At 41.6% G+C, this 15,618-nt stretch carries 19 protein-coding genes and 2 tRNA genes; 11 read left to right on the plus strand and 10 right to left on the minus strand.

Going from position 1 to position 15,618, the window contains the following annotated elements:
- Positions 1–148: 148 nt before the first annotated feature.
- Both CWC03_RS19785 and CWC03_RS19790 read right to left on the minus strand, forming a co-directional pair.
- Positions 149–1,144, minus strand: coding sequence for a DUF3080 family protein (locus tag CWC03_RS19785; protein ID WP_138583339.1), 996 nt, complete (start codon positions 1,142–1,144; stop codon positions 149–151).
- Positions 1,119–2,477 carry an MATE family efflux transporter gene (locus CWC03_RS19790; RefSeq protein ID WP_138583340.1) on the minus strand — a complete coding sequence of 453 codons (1,359 nt, stop codon included), beginning with the start codon at positions 2,475–2,477 and terminating at the stop codon, positions 1,119–1,121. Before CWC03_RS19790 ends, CWC03_RS19785 begins: the two co-directional genes overlap by 26 nt.
- A gap of 175 nt (positions 2,478–2,652) precedes the next feature.
- Between CWC03_RS19790 and CWC03_RS19795 the strand changes: the two genes are divergently transcribed.
- The gene (locus CWC03_RS19795; RefSeq protein ID WP_138583341.1) at positions 2,653–3,294 is read left to right on the plus strand and encodes a riboflavin synthase subunit alpha; all 642 of its coding nucleotides are present in this window, start codon (positions 2,653–2,655) and stop codon (positions 3,292–3,294) included.
- Positions 3,295–3,419: 125 nt separating this feature from the next.
- Here the strand turns inward: CWC03_RS19795 and CWC03_RS19800 are convergent, their stop codons facing one another.
- Together CWC03_RS19800 and CWC03_RS19805 are read right to left on the minus strand one after the other, a co-directional pair.
- The gene (locus CWC03_RS19800; protein WP_010604612.1) at positions 3,420–3,623 is read right to left on the minus strand and encodes a CPXCG motif-containing cysteine-rich protein; all 204 of its coding nucleotides are present in this window, start codon (positions 3,621–3,623) and stop codon (positions 3,420–3,422) included.
- 70 nt (positions 3,624–3,693) lie between these two features.
- Positions 3,694–4,548: a fructosamine kinase family protein gene (locus tag CWC03_RS19805; RefSeq protein WP_138583342.1), complete on the minus strand. Its 855-nt coding sequence runs from the start codon at positions 4,546–4,548 to the stop codon at positions 3,694–3,696.
- Positions 4,549–4,673: 125 nt separating this feature from the next.
- Between CWC03_RS19805 and CWC03_RS19810 the strand changes: the two genes are divergently transcribed.
- Complete coding sequence (locus CWC03_RS19810) at positions 4,674–5,366, plus strand: DUF445 domain-containing protein (protein ID WP_138583343.1); 693 nt, start codon at positions 4,674–4,676, stop codon at positions 5,364–5,366.
- A gap of 71 nt (positions 5,367–5,437) precedes the next feature.
- On the opposite strand, the gene CWC03_RS19815 is transcribed toward CWC03_RS19810, so the two are convergent.
- Complete coding sequence (locus CWC03_RS19815) at positions 5,438–5,782, minus strand: DUF3718 domain-containing protein (protein ID WP_138583344.1); 345 nt, start codon at positions 5,780–5,782, stop codon at positions 5,438–5,440.
- Positions 5,783–6,233: 451 nt separating this feature from the next.
- Between CWC03_RS19815 and CWC03_RS19820 the strand changes: the two genes are divergently transcribed.
- Complete coding sequence (locus tag CWC03_RS19820; RefSeq protein ID WP_138583345.1) at positions 6,234–7,616, plus strand: amidohydrolase; 1,383 nt, start codon at positions 6,234–6,236, stop codon at positions 7,614–7,616.
- Positions 7,617–7,628: 12 nt separating this feature from the next.
- The gene (locus CWC03_RS19825; RefSeq protein ID WP_138583346.1) at positions 7,629–8,858 is read left to right on the plus strand and encodes an amidohydrolase family protein; all 1,230 of its coding nucleotides are present in this window, start codon (positions 7,629–7,631) and stop codon (positions 8,856–8,858) included.
- 61 nt (positions 8,859–8,919) lie between these two features.
- On the opposite strand, the gene CWC03_RS19830 is transcribed toward CWC03_RS19825, so the two are convergent.
- Genes CWC03_RS19830 through CWC03_RS19850 form a run of 5 tightly spaced genes read right to left on the minus strand, consistent with a single transcriptional unit; the run spans position 8,920 to position 10,936 of the window.
- Positions 8,920–9,249 (minus strand): TusE/DsrC/DsvC family sulfur relay protein, encoded by a 330-nt coding sequence (locus CWC03_RS19830; RefSeq protein WP_045989037.1) that lies wholly within the window; start codon positions 9,247–9,249, stop codon positions 8,920–8,922.
- Between the two features lie 5 nt (positions 9,250–9,254).
- Positions 9,255–9,509: a DsrH/TusB family sulfur metabolism protein gene (locus CWC03_RS19835; protein WP_138583347.1), complete on the minus strand. Its 255-nt coding sequence runs from the start codon at positions 9,507–9,509 to the stop codon at positions 9,255–9,257.
- Entirely contained in the window at positions 9,506–9,865 is a 360-nt protein-coding gene (locus CWC03_RS19840) for a DsrE family protein (protein WP_138583348.1), read from the minus strand. The genes CWC03_RS19835 and CWC03_RS19840 overlap by 4 nt, the downstream gene beginning before the upstream one ends.
- Entirely contained in the window at positions 9,862–10,215 is a 354-nt protein-coding gene (gene tusD, locus CWC03_RS19845; RefSeq protein WP_138583349.1) for a sulfurtransferase complex subunit TusD, read from the minus strand. Before tusD ends, CWC03_RS19840 begins: the two co-directional genes overlap by 4 nt.
- Before the next feature lie 55 nt (positions 10,216–10,270).
- Positions 10,271–10,936 (minus strand): Bax inhibitor-1/YccA family protein, encoded by a 666-nt coding sequence (locus tag CWC03_RS19850; RefSeq protein WP_010604622.1) that lies wholly within the window; start codon positions 10,934–10,936, stop codon positions 10,271–10,273.
- A gap of 297 nt (positions 10,937–11,233) precedes the next feature.
- Here CWC03_RS19850 and CWC03_RS19855 point away from each other — a divergent pair.
- The 7 genes from CWC03_RS19855 (at position 11,234) to prc (ending at position 15,579) form a co-directional block, all read left to right on the plus strand.
- Positions 11,234–11,324, plus strand: a tRNA-Ser gene (locus CWC03_RS19855).
- Between the two features lie 42 nt (positions 11,325–11,366).
- Positions 11,367–11,457: transfer RNA gene (locus tag CWC03_RS19860), tRNA-Ser, on the plus strand.
- Between the two features lie 173 nt (positions 11,458–11,630).
- Complete coding sequence (locus tag CWC03_RS19865) at positions 11,631–12,008, plus strand: hypothetical protein (RefSeq protein WP_138583350.1); 378 nt, start codon at positions 11,631–11,633, stop codon at positions 12,006–12,008.
- Positions 12,009–12,129: 121 nt separating this feature from the next.
- Positions 12,130–12,588, plus strand: coding sequence for a free L-methionine (R)-S-oxide reductase MsrC (gene msrC / locus CWC03_RS19870; RefSeq protein ID WP_138583351.1), 459 nt, complete (start codon positions 12,130–12,132; stop codon positions 12,586–12,588).
- Positions 12,588–12,866: a hypothetical protein gene (locus CWC03_RS19875; RefSeq protein ID WP_138583352.1), complete on the plus strand. Its 279-nt coding sequence runs from the start codon at positions 12,588–12,590 to the stop codon at positions 12,864–12,866. Before msrC ends, CWC03_RS19875 begins: the two co-directional genes overlap by 1 nt.
- Positions 12,867–12,881: 15 nt before the next feature.
- Positions 12,882–13,532, plus strand: a complete 651-nt coding sequence (gene proQ, locus CWC03_RS19880; protein WP_138583353.1) for an RNA chaperone ProQ — start codon at positions 12,882–12,884, stop codon at positions 13,530–13,532.
- Positions 13,533–13,542: 10 nt separating this feature from the next.
- Positions 13,543–15,579 carry a carboxy terminal-processing peptidase gene (prc, locus tag CWC03_RS19885; RefSeq protein WP_138583354.1) on the plus strand — a complete coding sequence of 679 codons (2,037 nt, stop codon included), beginning with the start codon at positions 13,543–13,545 and terminating at the stop codon, positions 15,577–15,579.
- The last annotated feature ends 39 nt before the right edge of the window (positions 15,580–15,618 follow it).

Genomic DNA, 15,618 nt, shown 5'->3' on the forward strand with positions numbered 1-15,618 from the left:
TCTAACCAACTGAGCTACGGTCGTACAATAACATTTTCTTATTAAATTTTTTCAGGTCTGTGCCTGTCAACGCGTTGTAATATATAGTGACTCAGCTAACGGATCAAGCGGCTTTCCGTAATTTTTTGATTGTTTGCCTTTTTTTTGTTCATACTGGAGGGATTTCACACAACTCGTAAAATTTTTGCCACCATTTTACGTGTGCTTTCGCAGAATCTTTAAGGTTATCCAAGTGTTGTTGAAGCGTGAGCGGATCGGCAACGTTATTATTTTGATACAATAGGTGGATGGGTTGCCAGGCTGCGATCAATTCTTCCATAGAACGAGAGAGCACCGCCTGATAAGGCTGAAGAACGGATAAATAATACTTGTTGAAGATATTGCTTATGATCTTAGCCTGCTTTTTGTTTCCGCCACTTTTGCAAATATCATCTCTCAGCCTAAGTTGTTTTAATTGACGTGTGGTCGCATTATTCAGTTGAGCTTGTTTACGGACGCTCGTCACCAAAGATGAGATAAATCGCTGAGAAAGCACTTTTAAAGCGGGTGTGAGTGTGACTGGGTTGAGATTTTCTGGCGTGTCTAAGTGTATTGCCAGCTCTGCGAGCTCGTTAACTGCCTCTAGCATGTTGCTGTGGGCTGCTGGCGACTCTAGTGGCACTTCTTCAGCGATTAACAAGCTCAAACTTGCCAACTCTCTTTCAAATGTCATCATATGAAGAAAGTAAAGTGGAAGCTGTTGTTTCTTTTCCTGTATTGCTTGGGTGAATGTTTGTTTCAACTCGTCGCTTGTGTTTGGGTGCTGAATGCAGTGAGGCGCTTGCTGAATAAATAAGATGGTGTATTTCAAGCGCTCGCTTGGGTAACTTACTTTCCCTAATTGATTATTTTGCGCAGCGATGAGATTTGTGACTTTGCAGTGTCCAGCGGTCGCGATGTCTAACATAGAGATAGTTAGCTCACTTGTCGGCAATGGTACTTTTTGTACCTCCGGATTGTAAAGTGGTGCAGGGAGTACCACTTCTATGTCAGTTACGCTCGCCAAACGTTGTTGATATTCAACAGCAATATCGCTCGGCTGCTTGCTGCAGCCGGCCAAAGTAAATAGTATTAGCGTACTAGCTATTCGCTTGACTAATCTCAAATTTCACCCGTTTGTTTACGCATGTCACCAATAATACTGCCGCCGTACTCAAGCCAATAATGATACCAATCCAGAAGCCTTGAGGACCCATTGCAGGCGTTATTAGATCGGTTTTTGCTAATACATAGCCTAATGTAAACCCAATTAGCCAATATGATACAAAGGTAACCCAAGATATTGGTTTAGTATATTTGAGCCCCCTTAACACACCATTTGCCGAGACTTGTAATGCATCGGGTAATTGATACAAACAAGCCAGCACCATAATGCTGGTTGCAAGAGCGGCTACTTCAGTATTGTTGGTATAGAGCCAAACAATCTGATCTCTTCCTATATACGTAATGAGTGCGACAAATAGTGCAATTAAGGTGGCCAAGAGAAACGCGGTATTGACTGAAAGCTTAAGCTGATCTAGCGCTCCTTGTCCAGTTAGATTACCGATCCGTATCGCAATAGCCATCGACAAACTTAATGGCATCATAAACAGCATGGTAGTGACGCTAGCTGCGATTTGGTGACCGGATACAGAAATAGGGCCTAGATCCGCAATAAATAACGGAATGCATGCAAATAGCGTCACTTCAAAGAAGGTTGCCAATGCAATTGGAAAGCCAAGTGCTGCAACATATTTCATCATAGAGAGACTGGGTTTGGTAAAACCGCTGATGAGGACTTTTCCATCTATGTGTTTACTCCTCAAGCTATACACCCACTGAGCAATTGCCATTGACCAAAGCACGATGGATGTAGCTAGGCCACAGCCCGCACTACCAAGCGCTGGCGCGCCAAATTTGCCATAGATGAAAATATAGTTAGCAACGACATTAATACAAAGACCAACAATACTGATGTAAAAAGCAGGCTTTGTTTGCCCGACCCCTTCGGTGACATTGCGGTACACCGTAAAGATCAAAAAGCCCAATAGACCCCATTTCACAAAATCAATATAGCTTTGAGCGAGGGTCTGAACATTCTCACTTGCCCCGATATTTGAAAAAACCATAGAAGTAAAGTTCGCTAAAACCAAACCGACGGTAAAAAGCGCTAAAGCAAGATACAAGCTTTGCTGGAAAAATAGTTTGATCCCTGCGGTGTCTTTAGCGCCATGGCAATGCGCAACAATACTGGTAAGTGCTAGCAAGATCCCCTGTAAACTAAAAATCAAAGGGTTCCAAACACCCGTAGCAATAGAAAGAGCAGCCAAGTCCTCAGCACTGACTTGACCTGCCATCATCGTATCAACGACGGTCATTAAGACTAAAGTAACTTGAGCGAGAAAAACAGGGAGCGCAAGTTGAAGCAAGCGTCTGGCTTCCCAAGTTGAAAAATTCATGATGAGATACTACTTAAGGCGTAAAAACGTTAGTTTATTTTAGTGCTTTGTTTTTAGCAAAACTTTGTGGCTAGCAGTCACAACTATTTTTATCTAGTTGGATATTAAAAACAAATTAAGTACATCTCTTAGTGCGATTTCGCTACAATCTCAAGGATAAATTAAGAGGGTAGATATGTTTACAGGAATTGTACAAACAAAAGCGACTGTGGTGTCAGCGAAACAGGTTGATAATATATTAAAATTAGTTATTTCTGTTGGTGCTAAATACCTCGATAAACTGACCTTGGGTGCGAGCATCGCAATTAACGGATGTTGCCTAACTGTGGTGCATTTCGAACAGCCAGAAAACGATGTGGTAGGGCAAGTTTGCTTTGATGTGATTGATGAAACATTGAGACTCACTAACCTAGGTGAAGTACAAAGAGGGGCACAGGTAAATTTCGAGCGCTCGATGACGTTTGGGACGGAACTGGGCGGACATATAATTTCAGGCCATATTCAAACAAGCGCGAAGATAAGTGAAATACATCGGAACGAAGGCAACTGTAGGATGCATATAGCCTTGCCAGAAGCGTGGCATAAGTATGTTATGTATAAAGGCTTTATCGCAGTTAACGGTGCGAGTCTGACAGTAGGAGAGCTTGACCATAACGGCTTTTGGTTACATCTAATACCCGAAACACTAGCACTTACAAATCTAGGCAAGATGGATGTGGGAGACTGTGTAAATATTGAGGTTGACCAACAAACCTACACAATTATTAATACCGTTGAAAACTACATGAAGAAGCAAACTTTATTGAAGCACAGCTAGTACCTTGCCTGAGTAAAACCCTTTAAGTCTATCTTTAGGCGAAAAAGTAATGGCTGAGGTTGTACCAACTTGACAAGCAGCTCGTAAATGAGCTGCCCGTTATCTATATGGCGCCTCTGCTGTGGTTAAAACACTTGCTCGTCATCGCTATCAACTCTAAGTTCAAGCTTATTGTGCAGTTGGTCTAAGTGCATATTTAGGTGTATTGGATTGCAACAAGCCGCACAGTCTTCGTAGTAATCCTGATCGCCCTCACTCGTATCAAGATTAACAAAAATATGATGTCCACAATGCGGGCATTCAATACGTTGTTGATATAGGTTTTTCATTGGCCCTCCACCTGAATTGGCCAAACTAAATACCTTTTAACTATAGCGCATTGTGACGAAAATATGGCAGTTATTTGAGCAGGGCTTGCACTTGTTCTGCCGCGTCCCGTATGTACTTGCCAGCAAACAAGTTTGCTTGCACTAGAAGAGGATATAAGCGATAAATGTCTACACGCTCAGCCGCATTTTCTGCAAGTGGATAGATAGACTCATAACCACGGTAGAAGTCATCTGGCAATGGAGCAAATAGCGAAGCCATAGCAATATCAACTTCTCTATCACCATAGTAGCAAGCTGGAGAAAATAGTACGGGCTTTTGGCGGCTAAAGCCAATGTTACCATGCCAAAAGTTACCATGAACCAAAGACGGTTGAACTTGGTGTGGAAGGAGTGGTTTAAGTTGCTCTACGAATGTGTCGATATCGGTGAGGATAATCCCTTTTTCAGCCAGCAGTTGCAGCTGCCAACCAATTCTTTCTTCGGCGAAAAAAACTTCCCATTTTTTATGCCATTGATTTGGTTGGGGCAGCTCGTGAATGTAATTGTCTTCTTCTAGGCCAAACATTTCCTGTTCATGACGTTGGTGCATTTTAGCTAGGCTTTGGCCACACTCAAGCCAATTTTCATTGCGATGATCAAGCTCTAACCATTCCAGCACAATAAAGCAGAACTCAACACTCGTCCCCAGGGTAATTGTATCGGCAACGAGAAAATCAGAGTCACGGATGAGCTTTTCTCGATTAGATGCCTCACACTCAAACCGCTCTAAAGCCTGAATCGGAGCTACTTTGACTAAAAATTGATGGGTATCATCTGCAATCTTATAAAGCTTTTTAGACCCATAACTTTTTAAGGTTTGCTTTGATGAAAGCTCAAACGCGTCATGGAGAGATTCAGAGATTTGTTGGTTGACTTTGTTCCACATAAGTTAGATCCAACATATTCACTTATTCTAAAATATGGTTGAAATTCTCAAGATCACAAATACTTGAGGCCTTTTTCTAAAAAAAATAAAATATCGCGTCTGTCATTTTATCCAAGGGAAGTACATTGAATAAAAATATCATCACCAATCTACTGGCGATACTGCTAACAGTTACTGGGTTCACACTAGAAAACGATGTGCTGTTTTCGATAGGATTGTTTGCACTATCTGGCGCATTGACGAATTGGTTAGCGGTACATATGTTATTTGAGAAAGTACCTTTCCTCTATGGTTCGGGGATTATTACGCTTAAGTTCGAATCGTTTAAAGCGTCGATTAGAGAGCTCATCTTGAGCGAGTTTTTTAGTAAAGAGAAACTAGAAAAGTTTCTTGACAAGGGGCATCCAAAGTTTGACTTAGCGCCGATAGCCAATAAAGTCGATTTAAATCCGGCGTTCGACCGTTTGTTAAGTGTTATTGAAGCGTCTCAATTTGGCACGATGCTACAGATGTTTGGAGGGGCTGAAGCGGTACAACCGCTTCGAGAGCCATTTATTGAGAAAATGCGATTAGCAATAGTTGAGCTCGGTGAGCAGCCTGAGTTTGATGCGGCGATTAGTGAATCGCTCAGTAACGGTCTACTTGGTGATGATTTACATCACACGATTGAAAAAGCGGTGGATGAGCGACTTAATGAGCTAACGCCGAAAATGGTAAAAGAGATTGTACAAAACATGATTAAGACTCACTTAGGCTGGTTAGTTGTGTGGGGTGGAGTCTTTGGGGGTCTATTCGGATTATTGGCTGCAGTTGTGTAGCTGATTAATGAAAAAGGCGTAGTCAGGGATTTCTACGCCTTGCTTTTTTGTTTACAAAAATGTCGACATGACTACTTAGATCCTGAGACAAAAATGGTCTTTTTATCTAGTTTAGCGATGTCTTGAATACTGGTTTCTACAGTGCTGTCTACACCAAGGAAATCCGCAGCTTTATTAAACCCGTAGGTTGCTGCAAACTTGCCAACTGGCATATCATTGCAGTGCAGCTTTTCTTCTACAACACGTCTTTTTAGGTGGTTCTTTTTAATGGTGTGGAACAAGTGAATCTTATTGTCTTTGACTACCGACATACAAACTTTAGTCGCTTTACTATTATCTGCAGCAACGAAGTCTGCCGCAGACGCGGTACCTGCGATCAGAAGTGAGGTTGCACATACTAAATTGAACAGTTTCATGGTTAGCTCCTTGGCTATCTCTAGGACACGTTCTTAGTATTATCAAAGTTACCGCAGAATGCTGTAAATCAAATAATTCTGAATGTAATAGAGTATGTCAAATGTGTGCAGACTTTCTATCTACCTGTAAAGTATTAAGTTATTTTATTTCTAAGGATACAAATAATAAAAATTTTTTTCATCATTAAATACTATTATCGATAATTTAACACCTCGTTCTTAGATTTGCTTCCGCTTTGTTACTTATGCCTCTTGATGTGTCAAAACATGTCAATATTGACGCTAATTTACATTCGGTTGTGATAACTAAGCTTTTCTAAATTACTCACTGATGACAACATGCGTTATAATGTTTGGACGTTCGTCGTAATTACTTGTCACTAAAACTCATAATTGCGTAAAGTGCGATTGCATGAGTTAAAGTCACAAAAAAACAATAGAGATGACAAAAATGTATAAATTTACTCCCTCCTTAGTCGTAGCTGGCATCGCCGCAGCTTTGATGGGTTGTCAGGACAACGGCCCACATAAAGAAAAAGTTACTATTGAGAAAAATCCATATCCAAGTACATACAAGCCTTTACCCTCTCAGTCGACCCTAATTACTAATGCAACCGTTCTGACCGGAACAGGTGAAAAGATAGAGCAAGGTGATGTATTTATTGTTGACGGTAAAATCAAGCAAGTTGGTAAAGACCTATCTGTCACCGCAGACATCACCATTGATGCGGAAGGTAAATGGGTAACACCTGGCATTATCGATGTACACTCTCATTTAGGTGCTTACCCCAGCCCAAGTGTAGAATCGCACAGTGATGGCAATGAAATGATTAACCCTAATACTTCTCAAGTATGGGTTGAGCACTCTGTATGGCCGCAAGATCCAGGCTTTAACCGAGCTAGAGAAGGGGGGATCACGACGTTACAAATCTTACCTGGCTCTGCAAATCTATTTGGTGGCCGAGGGGTTACCTTAAAAAATGTGCCAGCATCAACAATGCAAGCGATGAAATTCCCTGATGCGCCATATGGATTAAAAATGGCATGTGGTGAGAATCCAAAGCGTGTATACGGCTCTAAAGGTGTCGCGCCTTATACGCGTATGGGTAACATGGCTGGATACCGTGAAGCTTGGATTGAAGCTGGTGAATATAAGCGCGCGTGGGAACAGTACGAAGCTGAATATGCTGCTGGATTGAATCCGGATGCGCCAAAACGTGATATCAAGTTCGATACGCTTCGTGGTGTGCTAGATGGCGAAATCTTGATCCATAATCATTGTTACAAAGCGGAAGAAATGGCAATGATGATCGACTTGTCCAAAGAGTTTGGTTATCACGCAGGGACGTTCCACCACGGTATTGAAGCATACAAGATTGCAGATCTGTTAGGTGAAAACGGTAACTGTGCTGCGCTTTGGCCAGATTGGTGGGGCTTTAAGATGGAAGCCTATGATATGGTTCAGGAAAACGTTGCAATCGTTGATGCAGTGAAAAACTCATGTGCAATTGTTCATTCTGATTCAGACACCACAATCCAACGCTTGAATCATGAAGCTGCAAAAGTGATGAACACGGCTAACCAGTCTGGTTTTAACATCAACGAGCAGCATGCAATTAAATGGATCACCTCGAATGCTGCGAAATCGTTAGGTATTCTGGATAAAACCGGATCGCTTGAGCAAGGCAAACAAGCCGACGTAGTAATTTGGAACACCAATCCGTTCAGCGTGTACTCTCGTGCAGAGCAGGTCTTTGTAGATGGTGGTAAAGTCTATGATCGTCACGATGAAAAATATCAAGCGGTTAGTGATTTTATGTTAGGTCAAAAGTAAGGAGTTGATGAGATGAAAACCATGAAACTAACCATGATCACTAGCGCATTGCTAGCTCACTCTGTTGCTTTTGCCAATGTTACCGCAATTACCAATGCAACAATCCATACCGCAACAGATGCTGGCGTACTTGAAGGTGCGACCCTAGTTATCGAAAACGGTAAAATAAAAGCGATTAACCCAGATAATGTAACTGCTGATGTAACGATTGACGCCAGCGGTAAGGTTGTTACTCCAGGTTTTATTGGCTCAATGAACCAACTTGGTTTAGTTGAAGTTGGTGCTGTTGCCGCTTCTCGTGATGCTGGTGACGACGATGCCGGAGTAGACTTTGACGCAAGCACCGCATTTAATCCACGTAGTAGCTTAATTGCCTATGCAAGAAAAGGCGGTGTAACGCAAAACTTTGTTGCACCATGGGGTGGTAAAAGTGAGTTTGCAGGGCTCGGTTTTGTTGTTGACTTATCTGGTAAATTTAACAGTGTGACCGACAAGCAAACAGCGTTAATTATTCACCTGGGTGCCAAAAGCAAAGGGTCTCGTGCAAAAGCGTTAGATAACGTTGTTAAAAAGCTTGAAGCACAGCAAGAAAAGCTTGCTAAGAAAGACAAAAAAGACGAGGGAAAACCGAGTTCAGAAGAACAAGTGTTAACGCAAGTGCTCGCGGGTGATATGCCAGTGGTTGCAACACTTTCAAGAGCGTCGGATATTCTTGAAGCGATTAAGCTAAAAGAAAAGTTTGGTTTAGATCTGATTATTCAGGGTGCTGATGATGCAGTGGTAGTCGCTGAGCAATTAGCTGAGGCGAAAGTACCTGTTATTATGAGTGCGGTATCAAACCTACCAGCTAGCTTTGACTCAATGCATGCAAGTCTAGATAACGCAGGTAAGCTTGAGAAAGCGGGTGTCAATGTCATCCTGTCAATTGGTGGCGACGGTAGTCATAACGTCTACCAGCTACGTTTTGATGCGGGTATTGCCGTAGCAAATGGCATGAGCCATGAAGGTGCACTTAAGGCGGTTACCGCTAACCCTGCGAAAGCGCTGGGCATTGATGGCGGTGTGATTGAAGCTGGTAAACGTGCAGACATCGTAATGTGGAGCGCGGATCCTTTCGAATTCAGTACCACAATCGATAAAATCTGGATCAATGGTGAGGAAGTCTCTACTGAATCACGCCACGATAAACTAAGAGACAGATATACGACAGATTCTGATATGCCAAGAGCGTATACGAAGTAATGCTTTTAAATTAATATAAAAAGGCCTCATTGAGGCCTTTTTTAATTCGGTTTGTCCCGTCCTAAATACACTTGGCGGGTTTTGGCAATCCTGCTATTTTTGTTGCTTGTTTGGCTGGACCTTTTGGAAATAGCTTATATAAATAGATGCTATTACCTTTATCTTCGCCTAGCGCTTTAGCCATTGCCTTTACCAGCATGCGGATCGCGGGGCTGGTGTTGTATTCGAGATAAAAATTTCTCACAAACTCAATGACTTCCCAATGTGCATCTGAAAGCTCAATATTTTCTTCTGCGGCTAAAAGGGGTGCTAAATCTTTAGTCCATTGAGTATGATCTAGCAAATAGCCTTGTTTATCTGTTTCGATAGTTTGGTTGTTAAATTCTAGCATGGTGATTACCAAGTAATTGAATTGTTCATAGTAATGGTCAGCTCAACCCAATCTTTGTCAGAAATAAGCTTTACTCCGGCTTCTGGGACAATGCCTCTGGCATTGGCGCAAGTTTGCAGCATCACCACATTTGCATCCCCAGCTGAGATACGCGTTTGACCAAAGCAGCCATCATTACATAATAAAATAGTGTCGTGATGGGATACAAACTGCAGCTGATCGCATGCTTCGATACTAGAAATAATATGTAGCGTACTCATAATGTCACCACAAAGTCATGTTGTTTGATTAACGCGAGGATCTCATGTTGATTTTTGACTTCAGTATCAACAGCAAGGGAGTGTGGTGATACGTTAAACTCATTCATAGCTGACTGACAGGCGTAAATCCGCTCGACATCATAAATTTCCAAAGTTTTTAATTGCTTAAACATATCTTTTAAACCCAGTATGGGCGCATTGAGGGTTTTTTGGAGCGATAGCACAGCAGGACCAGTAAAAAGCCAACTTACTTGCTGATCAATTGCGGCATAGATTAGTGCGACATCGAGCGCTTCTTTAAGACTATTTTGGTCAAACGGACTGGTTTGAGAAATAATTAACACGGTTTTACTCATTTAAACTGTATCCACTTATCTGACTTACTCGAGATCATGGCAAACTCGGCAAGGCCAGCAACGGTGAAAGGGCTAACGTCTTCGATGCTAACGCCGCGCTTTTCCGCAGCGGTGACACACAGCAACAGGGGGATCCCTTTATCTTTGATGCGTTGCCAAAGTGCGTTGATTTGCAATTCGTCGGAAGCGTGTACGATATTTTGACTGGCATGATAGACACCATCTTGGTATAGAAAGATACACGCGACTTGATGGTCACTTTTAATAGCGGCATCGACATACCGTTCTAGTAAAGTTAACTTTGACTGTGCAGCTACGCCAAAGTGCACTGATATGGCTATTTGACTCAAATTTTACTCATAAAAAAAGCCCCGTAATGGGGCTTATTTTATCAGAAATTCTGAGTTAGTCATCCGACGCGCCTAAAAGGGCAAGGATACTGGTAAATAAGTTATAAATACTTAAATACAAGCTCACAGTTGCAAGCACGTAGTTTGTCTCGCCGCCGTTAATGATGCGGCTTGTATCATAAAGGATAAAGCCAGACATTAATAACACGACTGCCGCGTTAATTGCCATAAACGCGATGCTTGATCCAATGAACAAGTTTACTAGGCTTGAGATAATAACCACGATTAAACCAACCGTTAAAAAACCACCCATAAATGAGAAGTCTTTTTTCGTAGTTAGTGCATAAGCAGATAAACCGAAGAAAATTAATGCTGTTGTGCCTAGCGCTTGTGCTATCAACATGCCACCATTTGGTAATGCAGCATAGTGATTAAGCATAGGCCCAAGGCCGAAGCCTAGAATACCAGTAAATAAGAATACAAGACCGATAGCAGAAGATGAGTTTGCTTTTTTACCGATAACAAATAGCAAACCAAATGCAACTAATGAACAAACAATACCAGTGAACGCTGGTAATGCCATCGTCATTGAAATTGCGGCTGTTACTGCACTAAACGCTAATGTCATTGCCAATAGGAAGTAAGTGTTTTTCAACACTTTGTTCGTTTCCATTGTCGACATAACAGGTTTTGCAGTGTTGTATGAATGATTGAATGCCATGATTCAAGCTCCTTAATAAAACATGCTAGTCCCAAAAATAACTGAGATAAGAGTATCAATTGTTATATGTTGGGGCAATGATTTCTGGATCAATATCTGTCGTTAATTGCGTCTCTACGGTAATATTTAGTCAATACGTAAGACTTTGAATATTTTCAAAAGTTCGCTGAAATATCAAAAATACGCATAATCTTGACTGGTTCTTAGACGATTAAGCCAAATTTTACGCAAACGATCAAATAATTGAAAAAAAAGCTTCACAAGCGCATAGGGATTCTCTATTATTCGCCCCGCTGCGGAGAGATGGCTGAGTGGTTGAAAGCACCGGTCTTGAAAACCGGCATACGTTAATAGCGTATCTAGGGTTCAAATCCCTATCTCTCCGCCACTTATTTTAGATTCATGCTTGTAAGCGTGGACCATAGGTTTTGGAGAGATGGCTGAGTGGTTGAAAGCACCGGTCTTGAAAACCGGCATACGTTAATAGCGTATCTAGGGTTCAAATCCCTATCTCTCCGCCATATTTAAAGCCCTCATGTTTGAGGGCTTTTTTGTTTTTGATATCTGAAACTTCCAGTCATCAGCATAACTCTCGATAAAAATACCTATTAGACCAAAGTCGGCTAGTGCCGAGGCACTGCTTGCACAATACTCAATGGTATTGAATGAATAATAAGTGTAGAGAGTGTTGAATATGAAACAAGTTAGCAAAGGAATTGGGTTCTCTTTATTATCACCGTTAATCGTAGGTGGTGTGCTTGGGATTTACTACAGCTTTACACTCGGTCGCAGTGAGATGTTCTTTAACTTACTACTGAGCGCAATTTCTAACGCATACATAGTTGGTCTTGCTATGTGTCTATTCGTCGTTCCCGGATATATCCTTATGTTTAGATACAACAAGGTGCAATATGGTGGTTTGTTAACACTAGGATTACTTGGTGGTGCGATATTTAGCTATCTTTTCGCTGTACAATCGGGGGTCGGTTTCATTGTTAACGCCTTAATGTCAATGCTCGCCGCGGGGCTATTCTTGTTTGGTTTGCGGGCAGGTCATCGTAAAACTGAGTGATAATTAACCGAGCAGTGTCAGTTTTACAGATAATTAATACTTTTTCAGTCGAAAAGGTTTTAATTATTTCTCCGAAAGAGTACCTTTAGCTTTTGTCGTTTAATTCGTGAATTTGATGGTAATGCAAAAGCAAGACTTTTATCAGACTTTAGTTAAACAAGCTCAAGGACTAATCAGTGGTGAACACAATGTGATTGCCAATATGGCAAACTTGAGTGCGCTTTTATTTACAACTCTTGAAGATATCAACTGGGCGGGCTTTTATCTTATGGATAGCGCTGAAGAGTTGGTTCTTGGGCCATTCCAAGGTAATCCAGCCTGCATCCGTATTCCTGTTGGTAAAGGAGTGTGTGGCACGGCAGCAGCAACCTGTGAAACGCAATTGGTTGAGGATGTTCATGCGTTTGCAGGCCACATTGCTTGTGACGCTGCATCAAATTCAGAAATCGTGATCCCTGTTTTTAAAGGTAATAAAGTGATTGCTGTGCTAGACATTGACAGCCCTAGTCTGGCAAGATTTGACGAGCAGGATAAGATCGGGTTAGAAGCGTTAGTTAAAGTGTTTGAGGAAACGCTTTAATGAAAGATATGCTTCAGGTACAAGATTATTTGTTTTCTTACGCCGATGTTGGTGATTGGGAAGGCGAAGAAGAATTTGTTGCAGAACGCTTAAATGAACTTATTCATCACGCATGGGATTTGCTTCCCGAAGATTTAGACTGTGACACAATAGATAGGCTCATTGAAGGTATTTGGGAACATCTTCGCGGTGATTTAGCGCTTCTTGAAGCAGATATAGAAGAGCTAATTGACTGGGTTACACACTATATAAACTCGTCGCTCGATGAGCAGATGTAATTAATAGGTTTAAAAATGGAAACCACAAACAAGCTAAAAGACACAAATGAAGTATTAGACTTCTTATTTTCAGAATTTCCTAACTGCTTCAAGCAAAAGGAAGGGATTAAGCCGCTAAAAGTCGGTATTTTCAAAGACATCGCTGAGCGTATAGAGGGATCTGACAAAGTCAGTAAAACTCAAGTACGTCAGGCGCTTCGTAAATACACTTCAAACTGGCGTTATCTCGAAGCAGTTACTAAAAACGAGTTTCGTGTAGACCTAGACGGCAATCAAGCAGAAAAGGTTGAACAAGAGCACATTGAGCACGCAGAAAAAGCATTGGCTGAGAGCCGTGCAAAAATGGCTAAGCGTAAAAAGCCACAGCGTCCAAACAATCGCGATGGCGAAACAAAATCTTACAAAAAGAAACCTCACTCTAGGGATCGCCAAGACCAAAAACGCCCTAAAATGAGTAATAAACCTGCTGAAGTTAAACCAAAGCGCAGTGGTAAAGTTGAACCTTTACCGGCTGAACAGGTCAAGGTTAATAACAAAGTTAAAGTTAAACTTGGTCAAGCGCTTGTTAACGCTACTATCACCGAAGTCAAAAATGATGAAGTGCACGTAGAGCTTGTAACAGGAATGCAAGTTAAAACTAAAGCAGATAGCCTATATATCCAGTAAGGAGTTGTATATGAGTAAAAAGTTACCACTCATTTCCCTAGTCGCCGCGTTCATATCGAGTGTTACTTTAGCCTCAACAAGCACAGTCACTATTAAGGACTTGCCGATTCTCAAACCTGAAGCGCAACACACAACGGCTAGTAAACGAGTGACTAACCTATTTACTCGACAACACTACAAACGCTTCAGCTTTGATGACAGCTTATCGGATAAAATCTTTGATCGTTACGTAGAAGCCATCGACTTTAATAAGTCTTTGCTTCTACAGTCAGATATCGATAGTTTTCAACAATATCGTAAACAATTTGATGATGCATTGATCTCAGGAAAACTGGGCTTTGCTTATGATATGTTTAATCTAAGCATGAAGCGTCGCTTTGAGCGCTATGATTTTGCGATTGGCTTACTCGACAAAGAAATGAATTTTGACAAAAAAGATGAGTTCATTTTTGATAGGGAAGAGCAAAATTATGCAACCGCGACAAGCGAACTTGACGAATATTGGCGCCAGCGCGTCAAATCTGATGCGTTGCGCTTAAAGTTGACTGGCAAAAATTGGGAAGAGATCAAAGAAGTTCTTACCAAGCGCTACAAAAACGCGCAAAAACGTCTAGTCCAAACGAACAGTGAAGATGCATTTCAAGTTATCATGAATGCGTTTGCACGCAGCATTGAAGCGCACACTTCCTATCTCTCGCCACGCCGAGCTGAACAGTTCAAAATGGATATGGACTTAGAGCTGGAAGGTATTGGTGCGGTATTAAGTTACGATGAAGATTACACTGTGATCCGTAGTTTAGTTCCTGGCGGCCCTGCGGACAAAACCGAAAAGCTTAAGCCGGATGACAAAATCATCGGTGTAGCACAAGATGACAAAGAATTTGTCGATGTTATCGGCTGGCGTTTAGATGATGTGGTCGATTTGATCAAAGGCCCTAAGGGGACCAAGGTTCGACTTCAATACCTCAAAGGTACTGATAGTCACGGTACACCTAAAGTTGTTGAAATTGTTCGTGACAAAGTAAAATTGGAAGATCGCGCAGTTAAATCTTCTGTCTTTGAGGCTAAGTATTCTGAACTACAAAGCAAAATAGGCGTGATAGAAATCCCGAGTTTCTACAATAATCTTTCTCAAGATGTAAAAACTGAAATTGCAAAACTTAAAGAAGCTAAAGTAGATGGAATTATTATCGACCTTCGCCAAAATGGTGGAGGTTCGCTTTACGAAGCGACCCAGCTATCCGGCTTATTCTTTGATCAGGGTCCAGTTGTTCAGATACATACCGCTTATAACCGCGTTGAAAGTCAGCAAGATAGAGACGGTATTACCTTCTACGATGGACCTTTGACTGTTTTAGTTGATCGTTACAGTGCATCTGCATCCGAGATTTTTGCTGCTGCAATGCAAGATTATGGCCGAGCAGTGGTGATTGGTGAGCAAACTTTTGGTAAAGGCACCGTGCAACAACATCGTGGTCTTGGTAAAAACTACGATTTATTCGAAAACCCTTTGGGAAGCGTAACTTACACGATTGCGAAGTTTTACCGTATCGACGGTGGCAGTACACAACATAAAGGTGTGATCCCTGATATCTTGCTACCTTCGGCAATCAACCCGGAAGAGTGGGGGGAAAGCCAAGAGGATAATGCTCTACCTTGGGATAGTATCGTTCGTGCAAAATATGCGAGTTTAGATAACTTATCGCCAACTATACAGTACTTGAGCAAACGTCATGATGAGCGAGTAAAAGTTGAGCCGGAGTTCAAATATATTTACAAAGATATTGAAGAATACAAAGCACGAAAGGACGATAAAGCGATTTCTTTAGTGGAAGCTGAGCGTATCAAAGAGCGTGAAGAGCGCGATGATCTGGTATTGAAACGAGCTAATGAAAGGTTGAAGCGTCTCGGTTTGGAGCCAGTTAAAGATTTGGACGATGCACCTGATATTATTTCGGAGTTAGACCCTTACCTTGAAGAGGCAGCGCTTATCACGCAGGACCTAATTTCATACGGGCGGATTGCCAAAAACGAAGTTAATAAATAATAAAAGGCGCTTCAAGCGCCTTTTATTATGCCTTTTACA

Source organism: Pseudoalteromonas sp. S2755 (assembly GCF_005886535.1).
GTDB lineage: Bacteria > Pseudomonadota > Gammaproteobacteria > Enterobacterales > Alteromonadaceae > Pseudoalteromonas.